This is a genomic window from Methylobacterium sp. Ger2507 (assembly GCF_055231875.1).
The window spans coordinates 1,722,271-1,746,697 of sequence record NZ_JBUYVC010000001.1 but is presented as its reverse complement, the minus strand read 5'-3'; the positions used below and the strand labels follow the sequence as shown (position 1 = coordinate 1,746,697).

23 protein-coding genes are annotated in these 24,427 nt (G+C 70.8%); 15 read left to right on the top strand and 8 right to left on the bottom strand.

The window, feature by feature from the left end:
* Positions 1-151 precede the first annotated feature (151 nt).
* Positions 152-1,174, top strand: a complete 1,023-nt coding sequence (gene olsB / locus ACV7NL_RS08110; protein WP_056179419.1) for a l-ornithine N(alpha)-acyltransferase — start codon at positions 152-154, stop codon at positions 1,172-1,174.
* A gap of 7 nt (positions 1,175-1,181) precedes the next feature.
* Here the strand turns inward: olsB and ACV7NL_RS08105 are convergent, their stop codons facing one another.
* The 3 genes from ACV7NL_RS08105 to ACV7NL_RS08095 form a co-directional block, all read right to left on the bottom strand.
* Positions 1,182-2,042 (bottom strand): SDR family oxidoreductase, encoded by an 861-nt coding sequence (locus tag ACV7NL_RS08105; RefSeq protein ID WP_463355371.1) that lies wholly within the window; start codon positions 2,040-2,042, stop codon positions 1,182-1,184.
* On the bottom strand, positions 2,039-3,184 hold the full coding sequence (gene queG / locus ACV7NL_RS08100; RefSeq protein ID WP_463357081.1) for a tRNA epoxyqueuosine(34) reductase QueG: 1,146 nt from the start codon (positions 3,182-3,184) through the stop codon (positions 2,039-2,041). The genes ACV7NL_RS08105 and queG overlap by 4 nt, the downstream gene beginning before the upstream one ends.
* 116 nt (positions 3,185-3,300) lie before the next feature.
* Complete coding sequence (locus ACV7NL_RS08095; protein WP_056179414.1) at positions 3,301-3,993, bottom strand: glutathione S-transferase family protein; 693 nt, start codon at positions 3,991-3,993, stop codon at positions 3,301-3,303.
* 311 nt (positions 3,994-4,304) lie between these two features.
* Between ACV7NL_RS08095 and ACV7NL_RS08090 the strand changes: the two genes are divergently transcribed.
* The 6 genes from ACV7NL_RS08090 (at position 4,305) to ACV7NL_RS08065 (ending at position 11,183) form a co-directional block, all read left to right on the top strand.
* Positions 4,305-5,108 carry an undecaprenyl-diphosphate phosphatase gene (locus ACV7NL_RS08090; RefSeq protein WP_463357080.1) on the top strand — a complete coding sequence of 268 codons (804 nt, stop codon included), beginning with the start codon at positions 4,305-4,307 and terminating at the stop codon, positions 5,106-5,108.
* 287 nt (positions 5,109-5,395) lie between these two features.
* Positions 5,396-7,255 (top strand): methylmalonyl-CoA mutase family protein, encoded by a 1,860-nt coding sequence (locus ACV7NL_RS08085; protein WP_463355370.1) that lies wholly within the window; start codon positions 5,396-5,398, stop codon positions 7,253-7,255.
* A gap of 65 nt (positions 7,256-7,320) precedes the next feature.
* Positions 7,321-7,737 (top strand): hypothetical protein, encoded by a 417-nt coding sequence (locus tag ACV7NL_RS08080; RefSeq protein WP_056179405.1) that lies wholly within the window; start codon positions 7,321-7,323, stop codon positions 7,735-7,737.
* Between the two features lie 191 nt (positions 7,738-7,928).
* Positions 7,929-8,363 carry a hypothetical protein gene (locus tag ACV7NL_RS08075; protein ID WP_056484073.1) on the top strand — a complete coding sequence of 145 codons (435 nt, stop codon included), beginning with the start codon at positions 7,929-7,931 and terminating at the stop codon, positions 8,361-8,363.
* 160 nt (positions 8,364-8,523) lie between these two features.
* Complete coding sequence (locus ACV7NL_RS08070) at positions 8,524-9,597, top strand: diguanylate cyclase domain-containing protein (RefSeq protein ID WP_463355369.1); 1,074 nt, start codon at positions 8,524-8,526, stop codon at positions 9,595-9,597.
* Between the two features lie 155 nt (positions 9,598-9,752).
* Complete coding sequence (locus ACV7NL_RS08065; protein WP_463355368.1) at positions 9,753-11,183, top strand: methyl-accepting chemotaxis protein; 1,431 nt, start codon at positions 9,753-9,755, stop codon at positions 11,181-11,183.
* 26 nt (positions 11,184-11,209) lie between these two features.
* On the opposite strand, the gene ACV7NL_RS08060 is transcribed toward ACV7NL_RS08065, so the two are convergent.
* Both ACV7NL_RS08060 and lepA read right to left on the bottom strand, forming a co-directional pair.
* Positions 11,210-12,073, bottom strand: a complete 864-nt coding sequence (locus ACV7NL_RS08060) for a glycosyltransferase family 2 protein (RefSeq protein ID WP_463355367.1) — start codon at positions 12,071-12,073, stop codon at positions 11,210-11,212.
* On the bottom strand, positions 12,070-13,875 hold the full coding sequence (lepA, locus tag ACV7NL_RS08055) for a translation elongation factor 4 (protein ID WP_056180052.1): 1,806 nt from the start codon (positions 13,873-13,875) through the stop codon (positions 12,070-12,072). Before lepA ends, ACV7NL_RS08060 begins: the two co-directional genes overlap by 4 nt.
* 344 nt (positions 13,876-14,219) lie before the next feature.
* Here lepA and ACV7NL_RS08050 point away from each other — a divergent pair, with 344 nt between their 5' ends.
* Genes ACV7NL_RS08050 through ACV7NL_RS08040 form a run of 3 tightly spaced genes read left to right on the top strand, consistent with a single transcriptional unit; the run spans position 14,220 to position 16,700 of the window.
* Positions 14,220-14,963, top strand: coding sequence for a response regulator transcription factor (locus ACV7NL_RS08050; protein WP_463355366.1), 744 nt, complete (start codon positions 14,220-14,222; stop codon positions 14,961-14,963).
* The gene (locus tag ACV7NL_RS08045) at positions 14,960-16,423 is read left to right on the top strand and encodes an ATP-binding protein (protein ID WP_463355365.1); all 1,464 of its coding nucleotides are present in this window, start codon (positions 14,960-14,962) and stop codon (positions 16,421-16,423) included. Before ACV7NL_RS08050 ends, ACV7NL_RS08045 begins: the two co-directional genes overlap by 4 nt.
* 10 nt (positions 16,424-16,433) lie before the next feature.
* Complete coding sequence (locus tag ACV7NL_RS08040) at positions 16,434-16,700, top strand: hypothetical protein (protein WP_463355364.1); 267 nt, start codon at positions 16,434-16,436, stop codon at positions 16,698-16,700.
* 85 nt (positions 16,701-16,785) lie between these two features.
* Here the strand turns inward: ACV7NL_RS08040 and ACV7NL_RS08035 are convergent, their stop codons facing one another.
* On the bottom strand, positions 16,786-17,580 hold the full coding sequence (locus ACV7NL_RS08035; protein ID WP_463355363.1) for a HugZ family pyridoxamine 5'-phosphate oxidase: 795 nt from the start codon (positions 17,578-17,580) through the stop codon (positions 16,786-16,788).
* A gap of 342 nt (positions 17,581-17,922) precedes the next feature.
* On the opposite strand from ACV7NL_RS08035, the gene ACV7NL_RS08030 reads away from it, so the two are divergent.
* The 5 genes from ACV7NL_RS08030 (at position 17,923) to ACV7NL_RS08010 (ending at position 21,987) form a co-directional block, all read left to right on the top strand.
* On the top strand, positions 17,923-18,633 hold the full coding sequence (locus tag ACV7NL_RS08030) for a response regulator transcription factor (protein WP_056179384.1): 711 nt from the start codon (positions 17,923-17,925) through the stop codon (positions 18,631-18,633).
* Positions 18,634-18,700: 67 nt separating this feature from the next.
* Entirely contained in the window at positions 18,701-20,461 is a 1,761-nt protein-coding gene (locus tag ACV7NL_RS08025) for a stimulus-sensing domain-containing protein (protein ID WP_463355362.1), read from the top strand.
* A gap of 20 nt (positions 20,462-20,481) precedes the next feature.
* Positions 20,482-21,003 (top strand): HPr kinase/phosphorylase, encoded by a 522-nt coding sequence (locus tag ACV7NL_RS08020; protein WP_463355361.1) that lies wholly within the window; start codon positions 20,482-20,484, stop codon positions 21,001-21,003.
* A 125-nt stretch (positions 21,004-21,128) separates the two neighbouring features.
* Positions 21,129-21,530, top strand: coding sequence for a PTS sugar transporter subunit IIA (locus tag ACV7NL_RS08015; protein WP_056179374.1), 402 nt, complete (start codon positions 21,129-21,131; stop codon positions 21,528-21,530).
* A gap of 133 nt (positions 21,531-21,663) precedes the next feature.
* Positions 21,664-21,987 (top strand): HPr family phosphocarrier protein, encoded by a 324-nt coding sequence (locus tag ACV7NL_RS08010; protein WP_056180048.1) that lies wholly within the window; start codon positions 21,664-21,666, stop codon positions 21,985-21,987.
* Positions 21,988-22,003: 16 nt separating this feature from the next.
* Here ACV7NL_RS08010 and ACV7NL_RS08005 read toward each other — a convergent pair whose 3' ends face one another.
* Both ACV7NL_RS08005 and ACV7NL_RS08000 read right to left on the bottom strand, forming a co-directional pair.
* Positions 22,004-22,903, bottom strand: a complete 900-nt coding sequence (locus tag ACV7NL_RS08005; RefSeq protein ID WP_463355360.1) for a GNAT family N-acetyltransferase — start codon at positions 22,901-22,903, stop codon at positions 22,004-22,006.
* Positions 22,904-23,041: 138 nt separating this feature from the next.
* Complete coding sequence (locus tag ACV7NL_RS08000) at positions 23,042-24,160, bottom strand: CobW family GTP-binding protein (protein ID WP_463355359.1); 1,119 nt, start codon at positions 24,158-24,160, stop codon at positions 23,042-23,044.
* Between the last annotated feature and the right edge of the window lie 267 nt (positions 24,161-24,427).

Here is a 24,427-nt window from a genome sequence, read left to right as displayed (position 1 = left end):
GTGGACCTTCTCCTCCGGCAAGCCCCTCTGGAAAAACAGCAATCCTTGTCATAAAAGCGTGTGCGCTTCGTGGTGATGTGACCTCCCGAAGGCACGAGGCCAAGGGCTCCAGCGGAGCACGCCTCGCGGTCCCGACAGGGCGGATTGGACGATGGTCCCGAACTTCGCGCGCGATGCCTCCACGGCGTGGCTTAATGGCTGGGAGGCGCACGTTCATGCGCCCTTCGCCCGGCTGAAGCAGCGCACCGCCGAAGCGGGGCGCAGTGGGCTTCTGCTCCCTGCGGGCGGGGCGCCGATCCGGTTCAAGCCCCGCCTCAGAACGCCCCTCGCCGCCCCGGGGCTCGCGCCGACCCTCGGCCGTATCGGCTCCCTCGAGGTGCGGCTGGCCACCTCCGCTTCGGAGATCCGGCGGGCGCAGCGCCTGCGCTACCGGGTGTTCTTCGAGGAAATGTCGGCAGTCCCCAGCGGTCTTGCGATGCTGTCGCGCCGCGACGTCGACGAGTACGATGCGGTCTGCGACCACCTCCTGGTGATCGATCACGCCGCCACGGACACGCCGAACTTCGCCGCCAAGCCGTTCCGGCGCACCCAACCCAAGGTTGTCGGGACCTACAGGCTGCTGCGGCAGGATGCGGCCGACCGCAATTTCGGGTTCTACACGGCCGGCGAATACGACATCGCCCCTCTGATGGCGGCCAATCCGGGGGCGCGGTTCCTCGAACTCGGGCGCTCCTGCGTGCTGAAGCCCTATCGGACCAAGCGCACGGTGGAACTGCTCTGGGCCGGAATCTGGGCCTATGTTCAACACCATAGCATCGATGCCATGCTGGGCTGCGCCAGCCTGGAGGGGACGGACCCGGATCGGCTCGCACTCCCCTTGAGCTTCCTGCACCACCATGCCCGGGCCTCGGAGGGTTGGTGTGCCCGCGCCCTGCCGGAGCGCTACGTGGCGATGAACCGGGTGGCTCGCGAGGCCGTGGACCCGAAGGCCGCGCTCCAGGCGCTGCCGCCGCTGATCAAGGGCTACCTGCGGATCGGCGCGACCTTCGGCGACGGGGCCGTCGTGGACCATCAGTTCGGCACCACCGACGTCTTCGTGGTGCTGCCCGTCTCGGCCATCGCGGCACGCTACCGGGAGCATTTCGCGCCGGCGGCGAACCGCCAGGCGGCGTAAGGCAACCTCAGGTTCGTGCATCCGCCGCGAGGGCGGCCAAGCCTTCGCGGTAGGTCGGATAGGCGAGCGTCACGCCAAGCTCTTCTTGGATAAGGCGATTTCGCACCCGCTTGTTCTCGCCGTAGAAGCTGCGGGCCATCGGGCTCAGGTCGGCGGTCTCGAAATCCACCTCCGGCGGCAGCGGTAGGCCGGCGAGCTTGGCGGCATATTCGGTCACGACCTGCGGCGGGGTCGGCTCGTTGTCGGTGACGTTGTAGGTGGCACCGGCGCGGGGATGGGCGATCGAGGCCAGCAGCGTGGTCGCGATATCGTCGACGTGGATCCGGTTAAACACTTGTCCCGGCTTGATGATTCGCTGCGATTTACCCTCCCGCAGCTTCACGATCGGGTTGCGGCCCGGGCCGTAGATGCCGGAGAGACGAAAGACCTGGACGGCCTTGCCGGTCTCGGCGCCGAGGGCGTTCCACTGATTTTCGACGGCGAGGCGCCCACGGGAACGGCCGCTCACCGGGCGGGGCGGCGTCGACTCGTCGATCCAGGCGCCCTCGTGATCGCCGTAGACACCGATGGTCGACAGATAGCCGATCCAGCCGATGCGACTGGCCGCGATGGCCTCGCGGTATACCGCGAGGGTCGTGTCGAGGTCGCGGGCGGGCGGGGCCGAAACCAGCAGCACATCCGTATCGGCGAGGTCGGCCGCGATGCGGGGGTCATCGGAGTCCGGTCCGAAGGCCCGCATCTCGGCGAGATCGCTGGGGCCGGCCCGGGACGGATCGGTCACGGTGGCGCGGACCACGCCGAAGCGGTCGCGGGCACGCTCCACGAATCGACGGGCGGTGAAACCGAGTCCGAAGACGAAGAGGTTCATGTCGGCGTCTGTCCTGTCGTCTCGGGCGGGGTCGGGTCCAGGGCCAAGTCCCACTCGCCCCGGACCGTGGCGTCGGTTTCGCCCAAACCCCGGGCGTTGAAAAGCGCGCGCAGCGGCGCGGGCGCCAGCAGGCACCCGAGCGCCCACACCGCCATGCCGCGCACCAGGGGCGCGGGATCGTCCAGGCAGCGCTCGGCCTCGGCGGCGAGGCCGAGATCACCGGAGTTGCCGATGGCGATGAGGACATTGCGCAGGAATCGATCCCGCCCGGTGCGCTTGACCGGCGTGCCGGCGAAGCGGGCGCGGAAGGCCGCGTCGTCGAGGCGGGCGAGGTCGGCGAGCGGCGGGGCGGCGAGATCGCTCCGGGCGGCCATCCGCCCCTCCGCGGCCGTCGCCGCGAACTTGTTCCAGGGGCAGATTGCGAGGCAATCGTCGCAGCCGAAGACGCGGTTGCCGATGGCCGACCGGAACTCCGTCGGAATCGGCCCGGCATGCTCGATGGTCAGGTAGGCGATGCAGCGGCGCGCATCGAGGCGGTAGGGCGCCGGAAAGGCACCGGTCGGGCAGATGTCGAGGCAGCGCCGGCACGAGCCGCAATGGTCGGCCTCCGGCGCGTCGGGGGTCAGGTCGGCGGAGGTGTAGATGGCGCCGAGCAGGAGCCAGTTGCCAAGGGTGCGGGACACCAGCACCGTGTGCTTGCCCTGCCAGCCGAGGCCGGCGGCGGCCGCCAGCGGCTTCTCCATCACGGGAGCGGTGTCGACGAACACCTTCACGCGGACGTCGCCCTTGGCCGAGAGGTAGCCGCCCAGTTCCTTCAGCTTGCCCTTGACCACCTCGTGGTAGTCGCGGCGCTGGGCATAGGCCGCGATGGCGCCCCGGTCGCGCCGGGCCAGGAGGTCCAGGGGATCGGCCTCGGGGCCGTAATTCATCCCCAGCATGACGATGCTGCGCACGCCCGGCCACAGGGTGGCGGGGTCGGCGCGCTGGTCGGCCCGCTCGACCATCCAGTCCATGGTGCCGTGATGGCCCTCGCCGAGCCAGGCGGGGAGCCGGTCCTGCAGTTCGGGCACGGCGTCGGGCCGGGTGATGCGGATCGATTCGAAGCCGAGCAGCCGCGCCCGCGCCTCGACGGCCCGGCGCAGCTCCGCCCCGGCCAGGATCGGCCGTGCGGGTTTCGACGCAGGGCGGCCCGGCGACGCGGCGCGGGCCGCCGGCAGGTCCGGTGCGTCGTATGCTTGCGGTGCGTCGTGCGCTGCGTTCAAAAATCCAGGTTCGCGTAATGGTCCGCCGGGGCCATGCCGGGCACCCGGTCCGCCAGCAGCGTGCGGAACGACGGACGCGACTTCACCCGCGCGTACCAGTCCCTCGCCGTCTCGTCCTCGTCCCATGGCACGTCGCCGAGATAATCCACGCAGGAGAGGTGGGCCGCCGCCGCGAGATCCGCATAGGTCAGATGGTCGCCCGCCAGCCATTTCCGGCGGGACATCAGGTAGCCGATATACTTCATGTGGTAGCGCACGTTGGTGCGCGCGGCGCGAATGGCGTTCATGTCCGGCGGGCCGCCGCCATTGGCGCTGTTCATGAAGCGCTTCGAGATCTTCTCGGTGACCAGGTACTCGGTCACCTCGGCGTCGAACTTGACCAGGAACCAGTCGAGCAGGCGCCGGACCTCGACCCGCGCCGCCGTGGTCTCCGGCAGCAGGCGCCGGCCGCTGAGGCCGAGGCCCCGGGTCTCGTCGAGATACTCGGCGATGATGCCCGCCCCCGGGATCGCGAGCCCGGTCTGCTCCACCAGGACCGGCGTGGTCCCGGCCGGATTGATCAGCAGGAAGGCCTCGCGCCGGTCCCACGATCGCTCCTCCATCAGCGTCGGCTCCATGCCCATCTCGGACAGGACCAGGCGGATGAAGCGCGAATGCGGGCAGAAGGAGGAATGGTAAAGCGTCGCCATCGAGGCCGTTTCGAACGGGGGAGGTGTGCCGGGAGACGGAGCGCGTCGAGGCCCTGCGGGATGAGCGGCAAAGAAAGACTTATTGCCCGATCGTTGCCGCCTCATTAACACGCATGTCGCGAACGCGATAACCGTCCGTCAACCTTGATGGATCAGGCAACCTGGATGGATCAGGCAACCTGGATGGATCAAGGTCGAACCCGCAGGACGATTCGCGCGCGTCGAGCGGTCCTGGCCGCCACCGCAGACCGGCCGGGGCTTTCGAACTCAAGTCCGACCGACACATCCCCAACCCGCGAGGCGAACAGATGATGGATGCGATGGGCATCGCGAAAGCGGTCGTGCTCGGCGTGGTCGAGGGGGCGACGGAGTTCATCCCGGTCTCGTCCACCGGGCACCAGCTCCTGGTCGGCCACTTCATCGGCTTCGAATCGCCGAACAACACCTTCGAGGTGCTGATCCAGCTCGGCGCGATCCTGGCCATCCTGGCGGTCTATTTCCGCCGGCTCCTCGGCATCACCCTGGCGCTGCCGAACGACCCGAAGGCGCGCCGCTTCGTCCTCGGCATCCTGCTGGCGTTCCTGCCGGCGGCGATCATCGGCGGCCTGTTCTCGAAATACATCAAGTACTACCTCTTCAACCCTTGGATCGTGTGCGCGACCCTGGTCGCCGGCGGCATCGTGCTCCTCGTCCTCGACGACACCGACCTCGACGTGAAGAAGCGGGACGTCTTCGACTTCACCCTGCCGATGGATTTCAAGATCGGCCTGTTCCAGTGCATCGCGATGATCCCCGGCGTGTCGCGCTCGGGCGCCACCATCGTGGGCGCGATGCTGATGGGCGCCGACAAGCGCTCGGCCACCGAGTTCTCGTTCTACCTCGCGATTCCCACCATGGCGGGGGCCTTCGCCAAGGACCTGCTCGACAATTACAAGAACCTGTCGCGGGACGACACCGGCCTGATCGTCATCGGCTTCATCGTGGCCTTCATCTCGGCCTTCATCGTGGTGCGGACGGTGCTCGACTACGTCTCCTCCCACGGCTTCCGGCTGTTCGCCTGGTGGCGCATCATCGTCGGCTCGCTCGGTTTCGCCGGCCTGATCCTTTTCGGATAGGCGATCCGGCGGATCGGCTTCGGATCAGCGATTCCGGGCCCGACGTCAGTCGATCGTCCGGCGGCGAAGGTTTTCGGACGGTCCTCCGAGACCGAACAGGCTGGAACGACGACGACAAAGCCCGCGTCGAGCGTATTCGGCGCTGGGATATAAAATACAAGACGAGGGGGCGATTGCGTCCGTGCGCGACGCCGTGCAAGGGCTGTCCGGAACCAAGGTCCGGTCGTTCCTGGCCGGCGACCGGTCAGCATCGACCGGCGTAAAAGCACACGCGGAGGCCAGCCCCGATGGAAGACCGTCCCCTCGCCGACCTGTTCCCGCCCGCGACCCGCGAGCGTTGGCTCGGCCTCGTCGACGGGGTCCTGAAGGGCGGCGACTTCGAGAAGCGCCTGGTCTCCAAGACGGCGGACGGCATCCGCATCGAACCGCTCTACGATCCGGCCTCGCCGGTGGCGCAGCCCGCCCGGGCTCCGGGGCCGTGGCGCGTCTCGCAGCGGGTCGACCATCCGGACGGTGCCACCGCCAGCGCCCTCGCGCTCGCCGACCTCGAAGGCGGGTCCGATGCCCTGACCCTGGTCTTCGCCGGCGCACCGGCGGCCCGCGGCTACGGCCTCACCGCCACGACGGCCACCGACCTCGACGCCGCCCTCGGCAACGTGATGCTGCCGCTGATCGCCACCCGCCTCGATGCGGGCGCGCGCGGCCTGGAGGCCGCCCACCTGATCCGCGCTGTCGTGGCGGCGCGCGGCGAGACCCTGAAGGGCCTCGACCTCGACCTCGGCCTCGATCCCATCGGCGTCCTCGCCTCGGGCGGGACCCTGGCGGAAGATTTCGGCGCCGGGATCGCCGGCGCGCTCGCGACCTTCGACGCCGAGGGCTTCAGCGGCCGGGCCTGCCTCGCGGATGGCCGGCCCTACCACGAGGCCGGCGCCAGCGAGGCGACCGAACTCGCCGCCGCCCTGGCCACGGCGGTCGCCTACCTGCGCGCCCTGGAGGCCAATGGGCATGCGCTCGAACGCGCCCGCGACGCCGTCGCGGTGCTGCTCACGGCGGATGCCGACGAATTCCTGACCATCGCCAAGTTCCGCGCCATGCGCCGGCTCTGGGCCCGGGTGGAAGCGGCCTGCGGCCTCGCGCCGAAGCCCCTGCGCCTGCATGCCGAGACCGCCTGGCGGATGATGAGCCGGCGCGACCCCTTCGTGAACATCCTGCGCACCTCCATGGCCGCCTGCTCGGCCGGCCTCGGCGGTGCCGACGCGATCACCGCCCTGCCCTACACGGCGGCGCTCGGACTCAGCGACGCCTTCGCCCGCCGGGTGGTGCGCAACAGCCAGATCGTGCTGATCGAGGAATCCAACCTCGCCCGCGTCGCCGACCCGGCCGCCGGCGCGGGCAGCTTCGAGACCCTCACGGAGAAGCTGGCCGAGGCGGCCTGGACCGCTTTCCAGGCGATCGAGCGCGAAGGCGGCATCGTGGCGAGCCTCCGAGCCGGCGCGATCCAGGAGCGGATCGCCGCCACCCGGGCCACCCGGGCCAAGAATGTCGCCACCCGCCGCGAAGCGCTGACCGGCGCCAGCGAGTTCCCCTACCTGGCGGAGAAGCCCGTGACGGTTCTGGAGGTCGCCCCCGTGACGGCGCCGCCTGCCGGCGGCTTCGGCACCGGCCCGGCCGTGACCTGCGCCCCCCTGCCCTCCGGGCGCCTCGCCGAGCCCTACGAGGCCCTGCGCGACGCCTCCGACGCGGCCCTCGCGGCGACCGGCCGGCGGCCCTCGGTGTTCCTCGCCAATCTGGGTCCGGTCGCGGTGTTCAACGCGCGCTCGACCTTCGCCGCCAACGCCTTCGCGGCCGGCGGCATCGAGGCGGTGAACCAGGAGGGCTTCACCGATCCGGCGGCCCTGGCCGACGCGTTCCGCGCCTCCGGCGCACGCATCGCCTGCCTGTGCTCGTCCGACGCGCTCTACGCCACCCATGCGGCGGATGCCGCCCGGGCGCTCAAGGCGGCGGGCGCCGTCACGCTGTACCTCGCCGGCAAGCCGGGCGACCTCGCCGAAGCCCTGACCGCGGCGGGCGTCGACGGATACCTCCAGGCCGGGGGCGACGTCCTGGCCCTGCTGACGGGAGCGCTGGCGCACGCGACGCAGGCCTGATTGCGCAACCGCGACCGCTCTTCGATGGTTTGTGGCTCGTCGAGTCGAACCCAGAACGGAAAGCCATGCGACGCCCAGCCCTTGCCGTCACCCCCCGGTCGATGACCGCTTTGGCGGCGACCTCCCTCGTGCTCCTGAGCGTCTCCGTCGGCAGCGCCGGTGCCGCCACCAAGAAGGTGCAGGTGCCCAACCGCTACGACGGGACCTGGAGCATCGAGGTGGTCACCCTCGACGGCCCCTGCGACCGCGCCTATCGCTACGGCGTGCAGATCCGGCGCGGGGAAGCCAGCTATGCCGGCGGCGAGTTCAACATCCGCGGGCGGGTGGCGCAGAACGGCGCCGTGCGGGCCGTGATCTCCCGCGGCGACGATCACGCCGACGTGATCGGCCGTCTCGGCCGCCAGGGCATGGGCAACGGCACCTGGACCACCACCGGCGTGATCGGCTGCAGCGGCCGCTGGAACGCCGAGCGCCGGGGCTGAGGCGCCTCCGGCCGGCGCGCCGATCCGGGAATCTCTCTGCATCCCTCGGCCGAGCCCCTGTGATGGGCGTGCCACATCGGTACGCCGATCGCGGCCCCGAACGTCGACGGCCCGGTTCTGCCCTTCTCCCGACGAAATCCGTGAGGAATACTCAGTCCCGATCGAGAACGATTTGGCACGGGGCTTCCCTGATGAGAGCTTTGCTGTTCGGCGCGGTGGTGATGACCTTGGGCTGGGGCGCTGCGGCCGAGGCTGCGGGCCGCAATCCGGCCCACCCGCACCGGGTGATGTCGCCCCTCGAGATTGCGGCGACGGACTGCTTCGCCGAGACCGTGCTGGCCAATCCCGCCGCCCTGCGGCATGCCCGGGCCGGACGCTGGTACGAGGCCGCCGGGATCACCGGCTTCCTGTGTCGGCCCGAGGTCGACGCGATGATTCAGGCCCATGACCGCCTGTACGGGCGCGGAACCGGCGCCCGCTACTTCCAGACCGCCTATACCCGCCATCTCGGCCAGCAGCTCGCCGATCGCCTTCAGCCGATGCTGGAGCGCAAGGCGATGGCCAGCGCCGAGCCGCCCGCCGACAAGGCCGAGGTGGTCGAGGCCGTAGACAAGGCGGCCGAGTAGACCCCGAAGTCGATCTCCACGCAGATCGCGCCGCACGGCAGATCCCGAGAGCGAACCTTAACTTTGCGTCCGGTACGGTTTTTTGCCGAAACATCCCGGGTCGCGAAGGCGCTCCGGGACCTTGCGCTCGCTCCAAGACCGCACGCAGGAACCACCCGCCTTGGCTCCCACCGGGTACGACCTTCTCAGTACCCCGGCGGCCACCGCTCCGTCCGAGCGCCCGCCGGGTGTCGATCTGGCCTCGGCGGCCCTGCGGCTCGCCGGCAAGGTCGCGGATGCGGCGGCCGCGCAGCAGGCGCGCGATGCCGCGATGATCGCCGAACTCCGGCGCGACCTCGCGGCGCAGACCGCCCTGGTGCGGCAACAGGCCGAAACCCTCGCCGACCAGGAGCACGTGTTCGAGCGCGCCTCGGCGGCGGCCGGGATCGGCCTGTGGCAATGCCGCCTGCCCTGCGAGACCCTGCGCTGGAGCGCGGGCGTCTACGACCTGTTCGAGATGCCGCACGGATCGGCGGTGAGCCGGCAGGCGACCCTGGCCTGCTACACCGAGGAGGCGCGCCGGACCCTGGTGGCGATGCGCGCGGAGGCCATCGCCCGGCGCACGTCCTTCACCCTCGAATCCGAGATCGTCACCCTCCGGGGCAGCCGCCGGGCGATCCGGATCTCCGCCAGCGTGGAGGTCCGGGCGGGCCAGCCGGTCCGGCTCTTCGGGTTCAAGCAGGACATCACGGACGCCAAGCGGCACGCCGACCGGATGCGCTACCAGGCCGAGTTCGACCGGATGACCGGGCTGTCCAACCGCAGCGTGTTCGACGCCCGGCTGGCGGAGATGCCGGAGACCGGCGCCCTGCTGCTGATCGACCTCGACGGCTTCAAGGCGATCAACGACGCCCACGGGCACGCGGTCGGGGATGCCTGCCTGGCCGAAGCGGCGCGGCGCCTGCGCGACGCCTGCCGGGCGATCGATCTGGTGGCGCGCATCGGCGGCGACGAGTTCGCCGTCCTGATCGGCCACGATGCCGACGGGGCCGTCGGCGAGGCCATCGGTCAGCGCATCGTGCGGGCCATGCGGGTGCCGTTCGTCCATGGCAGCGTGAGCCTGCACTTCGGCGCCTCCGTGGGGGTCGCGCGCGCCGCGCAGGCGAACCCGGTCGACCTGTTCACCCGGGCGGACGCCGCCCTCTACGCCGCCAAGGCGGCCGGACGCGGCACCGTGCGGATGGCGCCTCCGTAATCAGCGCGGCCCGCAATGGTGAAAATTCGCTCGCGGTCTGGCGTCACTTTGCGCTGCGCAACCCCCGGCCGGACAGGGTCCGTCAAGGCCGGTCTCCCTATCCTGGCGCTACGGGCGCCGCGCGTCCGCCCTGCCCTCCTTCGCCGAGGCCCCGCGTGCGCCGGACGACCTTGAAGACCCTGACGTCCTGGTTCACCCCCTCCCGGCGCGAGCCCGCGCCCAGATCCGCGCCGCACGATCTCGCCGCGATTCTCGCCTTCCTCGACGCCGTGGCGCGGGCCTGCAGCACGGCGCCGACCCCCGAGGCCGCCACCCGCGACTGCCTCGGGATCGTGGCCGGCTTCACCGGCTGGCCGATCGGGCACGCCTATCGCCGCCGCGACCCGGACGGGGCGATGCTGTCGATGCGGACCTGGTCCTTCGCGGCGGGCGACGGCGGGACGGACGCGGCGGACTTCGTGGCGATCTCCGAGCGGGCGGTGTTCGCCCCCGGCCAGGGCCTCGTCGGCCGGGTGGCGGCCGGCGGCGCGCCGGTCTCCTGCGCCGACGTGACGGCGCTGGCGGGCTTCGTCCGGGCCGGGACCGCCCGCCGCAACGGGGTGCGGGGCTGCTTCATGTTCCCGGTCCGCGTCGAGGAGCGGGTCGAGATCGTGCTGGAATTCTTTTCGCGCGAGGCCGCAGAACTGAACGACGACCTTCTGGCGCTGATGGCCTATGTGGGCGACCGCCTCGCGCTGGCGCTGACCGAGCACGCCCGGCGCGACCGGGCGCACGCCCTGACGGTGACCCTCGACGGCATTGCCCGCCAGCTCGCCGAGACCACGGTGGCGGTGGAGGACGGAGCCCGGACGGTGCTGGGCGTCGCCGGCCACGTGGAAGAGCGGCGCCTGGAGGTCGACCGCACCTCGGCGGAGGCCTCGCGGGAGATCGAGGCCGTGACCCGGGCGGCGCAGGACCTCGTCGCGCTCTCGCGCGAGGCCTCGGCCCACGCGGCGCAGGTGGGGACGGTGGCGGGCGGATCGGCCCAGGCCCTGGAGGCGGCGGTGGCGGTGTTCACCGACCTGCAGCACCGGATCGCCGGCGTCGGCCAGATCAGCGCGCTGATCTCCGCCATCGCTGGCCAGACCAACCTGCTGGCGCTCAACGCCACCATCGAGGCGGCCCGCGCCGGTGAGGCCGGACGGGGCTTCGCCGTGGTGGCGACGGAGGTGAAGGCCCTTTCGAGCCGGGTCGCCGAGGCCACCGCCGAGATCGGCGCCCAGGTCGACCAGCTCCGGCAGGTCGCCGCCCGGTCGACCGCCTCGCTGTCGCAGGTTCAGTCCGAGATCGAAACCGTCCAGCGCAAGGCCAGCGACATCGGCACCGTCAGCGCCGCGCATCAGGTCGCCGCCGGCGCGATCGCGGACGGGATCGGCCGCGCCCGTGCCACCATCGGGCAGACGACCGACCATCTCGACGCCCTGAGGGCGACCACCGCCGATGCGCTCTCGTCCTCGCGGGCGCTGGAGGCCACCTCGGTGCGCCTGCGTGACCAGGGCCGGGACCTCGGCCAAGCGACGCGTCACCTGACGGGCCAGGGGGCCTGAGGCCTGCGACGCCGATCCGCCGGGCCTCAGCCCGGATCGGCCTGGGTGTCCGACGCAGCGCGCTTGGCGCGGCGCAGGAAGGGGAGCCCGGTGGAGGGCCGGCCGCGGGTGGCCTCGTGCATCTTGGCGATCCGGATGAAGCGGCCATAGGCCAGCACGCTCGCCATCACGAAACCGTCGAGGCCGGCGAGGAAGAACCGGCGCAGGATGTAGAATTTCAGGAAGTTGAGGGGGTATTCGAACACCAGGCGCAGGCCGGTCTCGAAGCGCGATCCGATCGGCTGGGTGTCGGCGGCGAGCTGCCCGACATAGTTCGACTTGGCGATGGCGTGGTTCCAATCTCGGAAGGTGTGGTGCCAGACCACGGACCGGATCGTCACCGGCTTCTCGGCCGTGGTGATCGCGAGCTTGTCCCAGTTCGGGTTGTCGGTGGTGCGGGCCACGCGCCGGTCGTAGAGATAGATGTTCTCGGTGCAGAACGCCCAGGGCGACGGCCGAGCGTGATGCGGCAGCACCATCGCCTTGCGGACGATCATCAGGGACGGGATCGGGGGAGCCGCAAAGATCCCCCGGATCTCCCGGACGATCTCCGGGGTCAGGATCTCGTCGGCGTCGACGCTGAAGACGTGGTCGTGGCGGCAGAGGTCCTCGCCGAAGCGCCGCTGCGGCCCGAATCCCGGCCAGGGATTGACCACCACCCGGGCGCCGAGGGACTCGGCGATCGCCACCGTGGCATCGGTCGAGCCGGCGTCGATCACCAGGATCTCGGCTCCCAGGGGCAGGACCGAGCGGAGGCAGGCCGCGATGCGGTCAGCCTCGTTCAGCGTCCGGATCAGGACGGTGAGCGGGATGGGGGCGGCGTTCGGCTCCACCTCCGGGGCCCGGCTCAATCGTCCATCTTCAGGGCGGCGATGAACGCCTCCTGCGGGATTTCGACCTTGCCGAACTGGCGCATCTTCTTCTTGCCCTCCTTCTGCTTGTCGAGGAGCTTGCGCTTGCGCGAGATGTCGCCGCCGTAGCACTTGGCGGTCACGTCCTTGGACAGGGCCTTGATGGTCTCGCGGGCGATGATCTTGCCGCCGAGCGCCGCCTGGACCGGGATCTGGAACAGGTGGCGCGGGATCAGGTCCTTCAGCTTCTCGCACATGGCCCGGCCGCGATGCTCGGCGCGGGTGCGGTGGACCAGCATCGACAGGGCGTCGACCGGCTCGGCATTGACCAGGATCGACATCTTCACGAGGTCGCCCTCGCGATAATCCGAGATGTGGTAGTCGAACGAGGCATAGCCCTTGGAGATCGACTTCAAGCGATCGTAGAAATCGAACACCACCTCGTTGAGCGGCAGGTCGTAGACGACCATGGCACGCTTGCCGACGTAGTTGAGGTCGACCTGTGTCCCGCGCCGGTCCTGGCACAGCTTGAGCACGCCGCCGAGATACTCGTCGGGGGTGAGGATGGTGGCGCGGATCCACGGCTCCTCGATGGCGGTGATCTTCATCACGTCCGGCATGTCGGCCGGGTTGTGCAGCTCCTTGATGGTGCCGTCCGTCATCTGCAGGCGGTAGACCACGGAGGGTGCCGTGGAGATCAGGTCGAGGTTGAACTCGCGCTCCAGGCGTTCCTGGATGATCTCGAGGTGAAGCAGCCCGAGGAAGCCGCAGCGGAAGCCGAAGCCGAGGGCCGCCGAGGTTTCCATTTCATACGAGAACGACGCGTCGTTGAGCCGGAGCTTGCTCATGGCGCTGCGCAGGGTCTCGAACTCGGCGGCATCGACGGGGAAGAGCCCGCAGAACACCACCGACTGCACGTCCTTGAAGCCTGCCAGCATCTCCTTGCAGGGGCGCTTGTCCTCGGTGAGCGTATCGCCCACGCGGGTGTCGGCCACCTCCTTGATCGAGCCGGTGAAGAAGCCGACCTCGCCCGGGCCAAGCTCGGCGATATCGGCCATCTTCGGGCGGAACACGCCGATCTTGTCGACGCCGTGGACCGCGTCGGCCCGCATCATGCGGATGTTCATGCCCTTCTTGAGCACGCCGTCGACGATGCGCACCAGCACGACGACGCCGAGATAGACGTCGTACCAGGAATCGACCAGCAGGGCCTTGAGGGGTGCGTCGCGGTCGCCCTTGGGCGGCGGCAGGCGGGTGACGATGGCCTCCAGCACCGCCTCGATGTTGAGGCCGCTCTTCGCCGAGATCGCCACGGCCTCGGAGGCGTCGATGCCGATCACCTCCTCGATCTGGGCGCGGATGCGCTCCGGTTCGGCCGCCGGCAGGTCGATCTTGTTGAGGACGGGCACGATCTCGTGGTTGGCGTCGAGCGCCTGGTAGACGTTGGCCAGCGTCTGCGCCTCGACGCCCTGCGAGGCATCGACCACCAGGAGCGAACCTTCGCAGGCGGCGAGACTCCGCGAGACTTCGTAGGCGAAGTCGACGTGGCCGGGGGTGTCCATCAGGTTGAGGATGTAGTCCTTGCCGTCCTCGGCCTTGTATTCGAGCCGCACCGTCTGGGCCTTGATGGTGATGCCCCGCTCCTTCTCGATATCCATCGAGTCGAGCATCTGCTCGCTCATGTCGCGCAGCGCCACGGTGCCGGTGGTCTGGATCAGCCGGTCGGCCAGCGTCGACTTGCCGTGATCGATATGCGCGACGATCGAGAAATTGCGGATGTTGTCGATGGGCGTCGTTGTCATCGAGGATGCGATCTCCGGCGCGCGCGGCCCGCCGTCCAAGGGACGGACCCGGCGCACGGTTTCTTGGAATGGGAAACAGGTCGCCCGCAGATAGCAGCGCCCGCCCCGTGCGCCAAGCGCAGGACCCCACGCGCAGGCCCCCGAGCGCAGGACCCCGAGCCCATGGTCCAGGCGTATCGCCCAAACCCTACGGTCCCACCCCTGCGGCGAGTGCGCCGCCTGCGCCGGACCCGGCCGGGGAGCCGGGTCAGCAGCGGGCTTGCGGCGGCCTGCGATTTCCGGCTGATTCCCACCGCCCGCCGATTCGCCGCAGCGGCCGCATCCCCGGAGCCGAGACGTCAGCCATGAACCCCCTGGAGGAATCCGGTCCGATGCCGGACCTGGGCCACGTCCTCCTGGTGGAAGACGATGACGGCCTGCGCATCCTGGTGACCCGGGCGCTGCGGGACAGCGGCTACCGCGTCACCGGATGCCGCAGCGGCGCCGAGATGTGGCGGCTCCTGCCCCAGGGCGGGGTCGACCTGATCCTCCTCGACGTCATGCTGCCCGGTGCGTCGGGCCTCGACCTGCTGCGCGCGCTGCGCGTCCGCTCCACGGTGCCGGTCATCATCGTCAGCGCGCGCGGCGAAGAGGCGGACCGGGTGCTGGGCCTGGAACTCGGGGCCGACGATTACATCGCCAAGCCGTTCGGGCGCCCGGAGCTGCTGGCCCGCGTCCGGGCGGTGCTGCGTCGCTCCGTCCTGACGCCGGCGGCCTCCCCGGGCAGCGGCGAGGCCCTGGCCTTCGCGGGTTGGCGCCTCGACCTGCGCAGCCGTGCGCTGGTCGACCCGGACGGCGCCGGCGTCGACCTGTCCGGTGCGGAATACGACCTCCTCCTGGTGTTCCTCGACCATCCCGGGCGGGTGCTCGGCCGCGAGCAGATCCTCGAACTGTCGCGCGCGCGCCTGGGATCGCCGTCCGACCGCAGCGTCGACACCCTCGTCAGCCGCCTGCGGCGCAAGCTCGACCCGCCCGAGGGCGAGCCGCCGGTGATCAAGACGGTGCGGGGCTCGGGCTACATGCTGGCCGCGAAGGTGGAGCGCCGGTGAGACGGGTCTTCGCCCTGGCGCGCAGCCTCGAGGCCCGGACACTCGTCGTCCTGCTGGCCGCCATCCTGGCCGTCCATGGCGGAGCCCTGCTGCTCTATCGCCAGTCGGCGGCCGCGGCCGCCGACGAGGCCTTCGCGGCCCAGGTCGCGTCACAGCTCGCCCTGGCCCGCGACGCGGTGATGCGGCGCCCGCCGGCGGAGCGGAACGCCGAGGCCAAGGCGCTGTCCAATCCGCATTTCGAGGTCGCCTGGACGGAGACCCCCGCCCCGCCCCGGCCCCGCAGCGACCCGGCCCTGGCCCCCCTGCACCGGCGCCTGACCGCCCTCGATTCCAGCCTCGGCACCGGCCTCTCCCTGGCGATGGAGGGCGACACGGACCCACTCCACCGGCTCGATCTCGGCGGGACGCTGGCGCTCGCGGACGGCAGCCAGCTCGCCTTCCACTCGGCCCACGCCTCGGGCATGGCCCTGCGCAATCCCTGGGCCATGCTGGCGACCGCGATGGCGATCCTGGTCGGCCTCGCCGCCGTGTTCCTGACCAGCCGGATCGCCCGGCCGCTGCGCGCGCTCGGCCACATCACCGGGCTGATCGGCCATGCCGTCGGCCAGGGCCGGATGGTGCCGGTGCCCGAGGTCGGCCCCGACGAGACCCGCGCGATCGCCCGCGCCCTCAACGGCATGCAGGTGCGGATCCGGGACCTCGTCACCGAGCGGACCCAGGCGCTCGCCGCCGTGTCCCACGATCTGCGGACGCCGATCGCGCGCCTGCGCCTGCGCCTGGACGGCGTCACCGACGCGGCGCAGCGCCACGCGATGGCATCCGACCTCGACGACATGCAGGCCATGATCGACTCGACGCTGGCCTACCTGCGCGGCGATGCCGATCCGGAGGTCCGGCGGGTCACCAACGTCGCCAGCCTGCTGATGAGCATCGCCGATGCAGGGCAGGATGCCGGACATGCGGTCGTCTACGACGGACCCGGCCGGGCGCTCGCCGCCATCCGGCCGGTGGCGCTCCGGCGCGCCCTCGACAACGTGGTCGACAACGCCGTCCGGTACGGGGAACGGGCCCGGATCGGCCTGACCATCGCGGACGCGACCCTGGAGCTGCAGGTCGACGACGACGGCCCCGGCCTTCCCGCCGACGCGGTCGAGCGGGCCTTCGCACCGTTCACCCGCCTGGAAACCTCGCGCAACCGCAACACCGGGGGGACCGGCCTCGGCCTGACCATCGCGCGCCGGGTGATCGAGGCGGAGGGCGGCCGCATCGGCCTGGAGACCCGGCCCGGCGGCGGCCTGCGGGTGCGGATCACCCTGCCGCGCCCGACCGGCTGCGGCGGCCGCGTCCCGCGGCGAGGGTTCGGCGCCCTGCGCCACACTTCGTCACAGACCCGGCATCGGGGAGCCAAACGCCTCGGCTACATCAGGTCTCGACGCAGCCGACGGGGCTGCGAAACTTGAGGACGAGACCATGTCGCGCATCACCATCACGCTTCTGTCCCTGGCCCTGATGACCGCCCTGGCGGGACAGGCCTCCGCCACGGAGGGCAGCGGAAACTCCGACAACCCGTCGCAGGCCGTCCCGAACACCGGCGGCGTCTCGGGCGGCCCGAACCACCACACCAACCGCGGCATGCCCGAGCGCGTCGACGTGACCGAGAGCACCAAGCCGGTGCACGCGACCAAGGACGGCCACACGCACGACCACAGCAAGACGCATCCGCACGACAAGAAGTAAGGGCGCGACGGAGCGGCCGGGGCGAACGTCGATCCGGACATTCGCCCCGGCGCGTTCGTGTCGGCGAATCGATCCGCGCCCGGGCCTAATCGGCCGGGGCGGCCTCCCCGGCCCGTGCCCGGGCCGCCATCGCCACCAGGGCCTTGCGCAGGGCGCCCATCTCGCGGACCGGCTCGGGGTAGAGCACCCGCGCGGTCCGGTCGCCGGTGAGGAGGTCCAGGCCCTCCGGGTCGAGGCCGGTGAGCCGCCACGGCCCGGGTTCGGCGCCGGCTCCCTGGGCGTAGAGCGCGAGGGCGTCGGCGTGGTCGGCGTTCATGTGCTCGACGGCGCCGGCCTCGCCCGCCACCAGCCCCTCCGCGCCGGTGAGATCCAGGCGCAATTCCGCGGCCGTCAGCACGGCGGCCTTGGCGAAACCGCCGTTGAGATGCCCGGCCTTCGGCTCCAGAGCGAAGAACCCGAAATCCGGGAAATCGGCATAGAGCTTGGATTTCGGATGCCGGGCCACGAATCGGGCGCGGGCGCGCGGCTCGGCCGTCTGCGTCACGCGCCCGGTCACGGTCAGGCGCGGATGGGCCAGCGGGTCGCCCTTGCCGCCGGCGCTGAACAGCAGCGAGGCGCGGGAATCCGCCAGCAGGTTGCGGGTGTGGGCCGAGAGCCGCGACAGCAGCATCAGGGGCGTGCCGTCGACGTCGGTGGCGAGGGTCACCAGCGAGACGAAGGGCGTGCCGTCCTCCGGGTCGAGGGTGGCGAGCGCGCCGGAGCGGATGCTGCGCAGGAGGTGCCGCGCCAGTCCGATCGCGTCGAACGGGGCCTCGGCCGCCGGAAGCGGAGCCGCCTGCCGGCGCGGCGCGGACCCGGCGTTGTTGTCAGCCTCGGCCATCGATGATCCCCCGAATTCGTGATCGCGCCGCGGCGCTCAGGCCGCGTTCAGCCGGCGGATCATAGCGGTTGCAATCCGCTCCGCACGAGAGCGCAGACATGCGGCCCAATGGCCTCAGTCAAGCACCAAACGGACAAACAACCGAGATCGCTCGCTTTTATCGCCCGTTGCCATTACACAGCCTGACTCTCCGCGCGAACGCGGCCCGCCTCCCCGGCACGGTCGCCACCGCGTTTTTGCCGATCCTTGCCCGCCGTCCACGACGGCGAATCAGGGTGGGATGCGGAGGGGCGGGCGCCGTCAGACGTCCGCCAAGCCGCATCCGAGCAACAGGACACGCGCATGCCGACCATCGCCCTCGTGGACGACGACCGAAACATCCTCACCTCCGTCTCGATCGCGCTCGAGACCGAGGGGTACCGCATCCAGACCTATACCGACGGCGCCTCGGCGCTCGACGGGCTGAAGCATTCCCCGCCCGATCTCGCGATCTTCGACATCAAGATGCCGCGCATGGACGGAATGGAACTTCTCAGGCGTCTGCGGCAGAAATCCGACCTTCCGGTGATCTTTCTGACCTCGAAGGACGAAGAGATCGACGAATTGTTCGGCCTCAAGATGGGCGCCGACGACTTCATCCATAAGCCGTTCTCGCAGCGGCTCCTGGTCGAGCGCGTGAAGGCGGTGCTGCGCCGCTTCGCCCCGAAGGACGGCCCGGGCGCCGCCGCCCGCGAGGCCGATGCCGCCGCCCGCTCCCTGGAGCGCGGCCTGCTGATGATGGATCCCGAGCGCCACACCTGCACCTGGAAGGGCGAGCCCGTGACCCTGACGGTGACGGAGTTCCTGATCCTCCAGGCGCTGGCCCACCGCCCCGGCGTCGTGAAGAGCCGCAACGCCCTGATGGACGCCGCCTACGACGACCAGGTCTACGTCGACGACCGCACCATCGACAGCCACATCAAGCGCCTGCGCAAGAAGTTCAAGGTGACCGACACCAACTTCGACATGATCGAGACGCTCTACGGCGTCGGCTACCGCTTCAAGGAAAGCTGAGGTCCGGCCCCGGCCGGCCCCCTCCGGTTTCCCGCATAGCCCGCCCCTTCCCTGACAACGGACGATCGTGCCCTCCACAGACCAAGCCGAAATTCCGTCGCGCGGCGTGCTGGGCTGGCCGCGCCAGATCTGGAACGGGATCGGCCAACGTGCTTCGTCGAGCCTGACGCGGCGCATCGTCGTGCTCAACCTCGTCGGGCTGATCGCGCTGCTGTTCGGCTTCCTCTACCTGAACCAGTTCCGCCAGGGGCTGATCCAGGCGCGGGTGCAGAGCCTGCTGATCCAGGGCGAGATCATCGCCGGCGCCATCGCGTCCTCGGCCTCGGTCGAGACCGACGCGATCCGGATCGATCCCGACAAGCTGCTCCAGCTCCAGGCCGGCGAGGCCGAGGAACTGTCCTCCCCCCTCACCTTCTCGCTGAATCCCGAGCGGGTGGCCCCGCTGCTGCGCCGGCTGATCACCCCCACGGGCAACCGCGCCCGGGTCTACGACCAGGAGGGCGGCCTTCTGTTCGACACCCGCACCCTCTCGGCCCGGGGCGAGATGGGCCGGAGCGACCCGGACGTGCGCCCGCGCAAGCGCACCTGGCTGGAGGCGACCTGGGAGTCCCTGCAGGCACGGTTCGGGGCGCGCTTCGGCGGCGACGCCCCGCCCGGCGTCAGCGAGGATGTCGGCCCGGCCAGCGGGCACAGCCTGAAGGAGGTGCAGGTGGCGCTCTCGGGCGCGCGCGGCACCATCGTGCGCCGCAACCCGGCGGGCGAGACCATCGTGTCGGTGGCGGTGCCGATCCAGCGCGCGAATTCCGTGCGCGGCGCCCTGATGCTGTCGACGCAAGGGGGCGACATCGACCGGGTCATCGCCTCGGAGCGATTCGGCCTGCTGCAGGTCTTCCTCATCGCGGCGGCCGTGATGCTGGTGCTGTCGATCCTGCTCGCCGGTGCCATCGCGGGGCCGGTGCGGCGCCTCGCCGATGCGGCCGAGAAGGTCCGCCTCGGCATCAAGTCGCGCGAGGAGATCCCGGATTTCACCGGGCGCACCGACGAGATCGGCCACCTGTCGGGGGCGCTGCGCGACATGACCCAGGCGCTCTACCGCCGGATCGACGCCATCGAGAGCTTCGCGGCCGATGTCAGCCACGAACTGAAGAATCCGCTGACCTCCCTGCGCAGCGCCGTCGAGACGCTGCCGCTGGCCAAATCCGACGATTCGCGCAGCCGCCTGCTGGCGATCATCCAGCACGACGTGAAGCGCCTCGACCGGCTGATCTCGGACATCTCCGACGCCTCGCGCCTCGACGCGGAACTGGCCCGCGCGGAGGCGCGCCGGGTCGACATGCGCAAGCTGATGTCCACCGTGGTCTCGGTGGCCAACGAGCGCCGTCGCGCAAAGGACGCGCCGATCCAGTTCGACTGCGACGCGCCGGCCGGAGAGACCGATTCGCCCTTCACCATCTTCGGCCATGACAGCCGGCTCGGGCAGGTGGTCAACAACCTCCTGGACAATGCCCGCTCGTTCTCGCCCCCCGACGCCAAGGTGCGGGTGGCCCTGCGCCGGGTGCGCAACGACGTGGAGTTGATCGTCGAGGACGAGGGGCCGGGCATCCCCGAGCATGCCCTGGAGCGGATCTTCGAGCGCTTCTATACCGACCGTCCCGAGCAGGGGTTCGGTCAGAATTCCGGCCTCGGCCTCTCGATCTCGCGCCAGATCGTCCAGGCCCATCGGGGCACGATCCGGGCCGAAAACCGCCCGGGTCCGGCCGACGAGGACGGCGAGCCGACGGTGCGCGGCGCCCGCTTCATCGTGCGCCTGCCGGCGGCGGCCCGCTGAGCCCGGAGGCCGGCGCGGCGATGCCCGACCCGTCGCACCGGAGCGAAGCGGTGCATGCCAGCTGCGTCGCCCTCGGCCGGGCCGGCCTGCTGATCCGCGGTCCCTCGGGGTCGGGCAAGTCGACCCTGGCGCTCCTGCTTCTCGACAGGGCCGCCCTGGTGGGTACGCCGGCCGCCCTCGTGGCCGACGACCGCGTTCGGCTCACCTGCGACGGCACAGCGGTGATCGCGCATGCCGATCCGGTGCTCGCCGACCGCATCGAGGTGCGGGGCCTCGGGCTCCTGCGCGCCAACGACACCCTGTCGTCGGTGCCGGTCCGCCTCGTCGTCGATCTCGTGGCGGAACTCCCCCGCCTGCCGGAGCGCCCCCTGGCGTCCGTCGTGCTGCTCGATCGCGCCCTGCCGGCCCTGCGCCTCGATCCGGGCCTGCTGCGGTCCGGGCTCGGGCCGCGCCTCGTCCTCGACGCCCTCGCGGGCTGCGGCGGCGTGGCGCTTGGGACGCACCGGCCAATCCTGACGCTGCCGCCGGACCCGGGACCGTAGCGCCGGAGCCACCACCGTGGCATGATGATGACGGCCGAGCATACAAAACGCCGCAATCACCTTGCGCTCGACCGTGCGCTGCACAAAATGGCGGCTCCGCTCACAAGGCGTTGGAACCCGCGTCGATGATTGGAATGGTGCTCGTCACCCACGGCCTGCTGGCGACCGAGTTCAAGGCTGCCCTTGAACACGTCGTCGGGCCGCAGAAGCAGATCGAGACCATTACCATCGGTCCCGAGGACGATATGGAGCTGCGCCGGCTCGACATCATGACGGCCGTCGGCCGCGTGAATACGGGCAAGGGCGTCGTCGTGCTCACCGACATGTTCGGCGGCACGCCCTCGAACCTTGCCCTTTCGTGCATGAACGGCGGACAGGTCGAGGTCGTGGCCGGCATCAACCTCCCGATGCTGATCAAGCTCGCCAGCGTGCGCGATGCCGAGCCCCTCGGCGATGCCGTCCTGCACGCCCAGGAGGCGGGCCGGAAATACATCAACGTCGCCTCGCGCGTGCTCGCCGGCAAATAGCCTTTCTTACGCCCCCACCACAGCTTACAGGCATTCCAGGGACCCGCCCGACGCGGGGACCCGCCGAGGCCGTGCGACGCGGCGCGGTTCGCCAGCGAGGGAACGGCCAACGCCCATGAGCCACGACGAACCCATGAGCCACGACGAAGACGACGCCGAGGACACCCTCCCGCCGGTGCCCGAGGGCGGCCTGATCCAGGTGCTGCCGATCATCAACCGGCGCGGCCTGCACGCCCGGGCCTCGGCGAAGTTCGTCCAGACGGTGGAGCGATTCGACGCTGCCGTCACCGTCACCCGCTCGGGTGAGACGGTGGGCGGGCGCTCGATCATGGGCCTGCTGACCCTCGGGGCGGCGCAGGGCACCTCGATCGCGGTGGTGACCTCGGGCAGCGACGCCGAGAGCTGCATGAGCGCCATCGCCGATCTGCTCGCCAACAAATTCGGCGAGGACGAGTAGAGGACGGCGGCGCGGCTCAGGCCGAGCGGTCGGCGCGGCGCGGGGCGACCCCGGTGGAGGCATCCTCGGACACGCGGCGCCAGACCACCGCCTCGGCGCCGTGCCCCAGGGTGATGCTGGCGGCGACGACCGCGTCGCCCCGCCGCGTCAGCGCGACGGTGACCTGTCGGCGCTGCGCGAACAGGCGCGTCACCACCCGGACCAGGGCGGCCTCGGACGGATCGCCGATGATCGGCGCGGCCGAGACTTGGGCGTCGAGAAGCAGGAACTCCTCCACCGCATCGCGAACCCGATAGGGATCGCTGATCCGCTCCACCCGGGACGCGGCCGGAACGGTGCGTACCCCGATCAGGCTGTGGGTCGGGATGCTGGCGCGCCGGATCACCGCGCGCAGGAGCCTCGGCCCCTCGGGCGCCTTCGGGGAGTCCACGGCCGATTCGAGCACCAGCACGGCCCTCGGACGCAACGCCCGCAGGTGATCGGCCAGGGCCTCCCGGACCTCGCCGACGCTGTCGGGCGCGATGGTCGGCGTGACGGTGGTCCCGTGCGGCTGCCACGGCGCGATCCGGGCCTGACCCCAGAGCGTGTGCGGCATGGCCAGGGGCACGATCGCGGCAAGCTGGTCGGGGCGGTTGCCGGTGCGCCATGCGAGGGCGAAGACGAGATCGCGCCCGCCGGCCTGATGCTGGGCCGCCGACAGCAGGTAATCCGGATCGGCATGGACCGGGTCGGCCACCCGCACCCGCACCAGGAGGGCGCGCCAGGCCGCGATCTCGCCGTCGCTGAAGGCCGCCGCCCGCCGGAGGTCGATGCGCCAGGCGCTGGCGGCCGGGGCCGGAGACACTGGGCTCGCGCCACTCGCCGGGGCCGCCATCCGCCCCGCGCCGCCTTCGATGACCGTGAAAAGCTGTCTCATCGTCTCGATCCGATCCCGCCGATGTTCCAATCTGGAACAATGGAGCGCCCGGAGGCGCTGGTTGGGGGAGAGGTCTCAAGAACGATGCCGCCCGATTCCGGACGAACGGGCCTCGACGGCGGACGAAGCCGGAGCGGCTCAGCCGCCCGGGATGGCGAGCGGATTGTTGGTCAGGGCCTCGGCATCCGGGCCATCGACGCGCGGCCGGCCGAGGAAGGCGTCCCACAGCCGTGTGACGAAGGCCGGATCGAGATCGCGCACGATCAGCACGAGGCGCGAGCGGTGGTCGGCATCCGGCCAGGCGTCGAGATGCACCGGCGCGTGGATGATGTGCTGGACTCCGTGCACCACCAGCGGCCGCTCGGGCGCGTCGGCCAGGGCGACGAGCCCCTTCAGGCGCAGCAGGTTCGGCCCGTGGGCCGAGCGCAGGAGATCGAGGAACATCTCGAAGGCGGCCCGGGGCACGGGCACGTCGCTGGCGAGGCTGAAGGCCCGGATCGACGCATCGTGGCGGTTCACATCGTGATGATGGCCATGGTGGTGGCCGTGATCATGATGCTGGTGCGCTTCCCGCTCGACCTCGGCTCCGAGCCAGGCGCGCACATCGGCGCTCTTGCCGTCGAGGCCGAACAGGCCGCCGAGGAGATCGCCCGGGGCGACCGCGGCGTCCCGGAACGGGGCGGTCGGGTTCAGGGCGCGCAGCCGGGCCTCCAGGGCGCGGCCGTCATCGGCGGCGAGATCGCGCTTCGTCACCACGATCTGGTCGGCCACCGCCACCTGCCGCACCGCCTCCACATGGGCATCGAGGGTCGAGGCACCGTTGACGGCATCGACCACCGTGACGACGCCCTGCAGGCGATACCGGATCACGAGGTAAGGGTGGTAGATCAGGGCGTGCAGGATCGGGGCGGGATCGGCGAGGCCGGTCGTCTCGATCACCAGCCGGCGGAACGGCTGGATACGGCCGTTGTCGCGCTTGCGCAGCAGGTCTTCCAGGGTGGCGATCAGGTCGCCGCGCACGGTGCAGCACAGGCAGCCGGCGCCCAGCAGGACCATGTCCTCGTCGATCCGCTCGATCAGCAGATGGTCGAGGCCGATCTCGCCGAACTCGTTGACGATGACCACGGTGTCGGCCAGGGCCGGATCGCGCAGCATCCGGTTGAGCAGCGTCGTCTTGCCGGCGCCGAGGAATCCGGTGAGGACCGTGAGCGGGATCGGCTCGGGGGCGCGGGGATCGGGCTGGGACAGGTCGGTCATAACCCTGACCTAGCCCTCTCGGCCGCCCCGCTCAATCCTCGCGAGTGTTATAATGTTACAGAACGCACCCGGTGCGGTGGCGTATCGGTGGAGCTTTGCACCGGCCGGCGGGGTTGCTCTGTCGAATCGCTCGTGAAGCCCGCCTGTCGCGGCCGCGAGAGTCCTTCCTGATGGAAGGCCGCGTATGAAGCACATCGTCATTCCGGGGCGCCGCAGGCGAGCGCGGAATCCAGATCCGCCGACGGTGGAAAGTTCTGCACCCCCTGC

Bases quoted from the DNA above. Each gene is read 5' to 3' on its own strand.
- olsB (WP_056179419.1), top strand. From the start codon at position 152: ATGGTCCCGAACTTCGCGCGCGATGCCTCCACGGCGTGGCTTAATGGC.
- ACV7NL_RS08105 (WP_463355371.1), bottom strand. From the start codon at position 2,042: ATGAACCTCTTCGTCTTCGGACTCGGTTTCACCGCCCGTCGATTCGTG.
- ACV7NL_RS08095 (WP_056179414.1), bottom strand. From the start codon at position 3,993: ATGGCGACGCTTTACCATTCCTCCTTCTGCCCGCATTCGCGCTTCATC.
- ACV7NL_RS08090 (WP_463357080.1), top strand. From the start codon at position 4,305: ATGGATGCGATGGGCATCGCGAAAGCGGTCGTGCTCGGCGTGGTCGAG.
- ACV7NL_RS08085 (WP_463355370.1), top strand. From the start codon at position 5,396: ATGGAAGACCGTCCCCTCGCCGACCTGTTCCCGCCCGCGACCCGCGAG.
- ACV7NL_RS08080 (WP_056179405.1), top strand. From the start codon at position 7,321: ATGCGACGCCCAGCCCTTGCCGTCACCCCCCGGTCGATGACCGCTTTG.
- ACV7NL_RS08075 (WP_056484073.1), top strand. From the start codon at position 7,929: ATGAGAGCTTTGCTGTTCGGCGCGGTGGTGATGACCTTGGGCTGGGGC.
- lepA (WP_056180052.1), bottom strand. From the start codon at position 13,875: ATGACAACGACGCCCATCGACAACATCCGCAATTTCTCGATCGTCGCG.
- ACV7NL_RS08050 (WP_463355366.1), top strand. From the start codon at position 14,220: ATGAACCCCCTGGAGGAATCCGGTCCGATGCCGGACCTGGGCCACGTC.
- ACV7NL_RS08040 (WP_463355364.1), top strand. From the start codon at position 16,434: ATGTCGCGCATCACCATCACGCTTCTGTCCCTGGCCCTGATGACCGCC.
- ACV7NL_RS08035 (WP_463355363.1), bottom strand. From the start codon at position 17,580: ATGGCCGAGGCTGACAACAACGCCGGGTCCGCGCCGCGCCGGCAGGCG.
- ACV7NL_RS08030 (WP_056179384.1), top strand. From the start codon at position 17,923: ATGCCGACCATCGCCCTCGTGGACGACGACCGAAACATCCTCACCTCC.
- ACV7NL_RS08020 (WP_463355361.1), top strand. From the start codon at position 20,482: ATGCCCGACCCGTCGCACCGGAGCGAAGCGGTGCATGCCAGCTGCGTC.
- ACV7NL_RS08015 (WP_056179374.1), top strand. From the start codon at position 21,129: ATGATTGGAATGGTGCTCGTCACCCACGGCCTGCTGGCGACCGAGTTC.
- ACV7NL_RS08010 (WP_056180048.1), top strand. From the start codon at position 21,664: ATGAGCCACGACGAAGACGACGCCGAGGACACCCTCCCGCCGGTGCCC.
- ACV7NL_RS08005 (WP_463355360.1), bottom strand. From the start codon at position 22,903: ATGAGACAGCTTTTCACGGTCATCGAAGGCGGCGCGGGGCGGATGGCG.
- ACV7NL_RS08000 (WP_463355359.1), bottom strand. From the start codon at position 24,160: ATGACCGACCTGTCCCAGCCCGATCCCCGCGCCCCCGAGCCGATCCCG.